Annotated in this window: 2 protein-coding genes; both read right to left on the bottom strand. The window is 36.1% G+C overall.

Features of this window, described 5'->3' with window-relative positions; translation table 11 throughout:
- Nucleotides 1-104: 104 nt before the first annotated feature.
- Nucleotides 105-509 carry a hypothetical protein gene (locus tag A6E04_RS15560; protein WP_065611799.1) on the bottom strand — a complete coding sequence of 135 codons (405 nt, stop codon included), beginning with the start codon at nt 507-509 and terminating at the stop codon, nt 105-107.
- A gap of 247 nt (nt 510-756) precedes the next feature.
- On the bottom strand, nt 757-1,002 hold the full coding sequence (locus A6E04_RS15555; RefSeq protein ID WP_083199047.1) for a Rho-binding antiterminator: 246 nt from the start codon (nt 1,000-1,002) through the stop codon (nt 757-759).
- Between the last annotated feature and the right edge of the window lie 95 nt (nt 1,003-1,097).

The following is a 1,097-nucleotide window of genomic DNA, read 5'->3' as shown; positions in this document are numbered from 1 at the left end:
CCGCAATAACACGTGCGAACGACTGACTTACCAAGCCAATTAAACTCTAAACCGCGAATGCCGAGTGTAATAGCATCGTGTTGATTGCTTTGTTAAACGTACATCTAACGGCTAGTGCGGTACTTAACCAATGACGGACTTTCACAATCGATTGTTTCTATGTAGATATTACGTTCCTTCCACATGACTTCAATATCATAAAGGCAAAACGAATATTTAGTTGGATCTACAACCCAAACCCCATTAACTTGAACTGATACTGACGTAAATAATTCATTATCATTACCCCACCAAGCTAAAACCAAATACTTACAACTTGCACCATTATGAAAAATAACGAACGCAGCAGTTTGATCCCATTCGAGAGTTATTTCAGATTTAACCACTGTTAGTCGTTGATGAAAAGCGACCATATTGATTGGTTCTCCATTTGCTGAAATGGTATAAATCTTAACTCCATCCGCATCTAGCCAACCTTGCTCACCTTCCAGTTTTCGTAATTTATACATTGTACCTCCTTGTACGATTAACGCCTGCATAACACGTTTGCTACCATGCAGATTAAGCCCAAATTTACCACTTAATACGGTAAACTCAAAGAAACCTAGAATGCCGAATGTAGCAAATCGTGTTGATGCGATTGTTATGTGTGTTCTTATAAGCCAAATATTTCCCTCTCAAAGGGATCGCAGTAATACTAAAAAAGTAGACTACTCAAATAGACCAACTCACAGAAATATTATGAATACCTAGAGATTATTTAAAGATAACCTCAGAAAAATGTGGATTATCAATTAAAACTTCCAGCTTAGAGATACCATCCAATTCGACTAGGATTTCAGTTTCATTAGCATTGAGTTTGATACATTCATTCTTACTTTCATTACGTGATGTATCAAGAGCAACGCCTTTGATAGAATCACCCACTTTCATCGTTAACCTAACTGGATATCGGTATAAGCAGACGATTTCAATATAATCATATTCATTGCAACTTATCATAAGACTTACCTCTGAAAATAGATTACTTACTTTAAGACTGAATATTGGTTATTGCAATAATCTCAAAAAAACACATAACGCTGGCATAACACGTT

The organism is Aliivibrio logei (assembly GCF_001691055.1).
GTDB classification, from domain to species: domain Bacteria; phylum Pseudomonadota; class Gammaproteobacteria; order Enterobacterales; family Vibrionaceae; genus Aliivibrio; species Aliivibrio salmonicida.
Note: the sequence above shows the minus strand (reverse complement) of the source record. Positions and strands in the feature narration are given on the sequence as shown.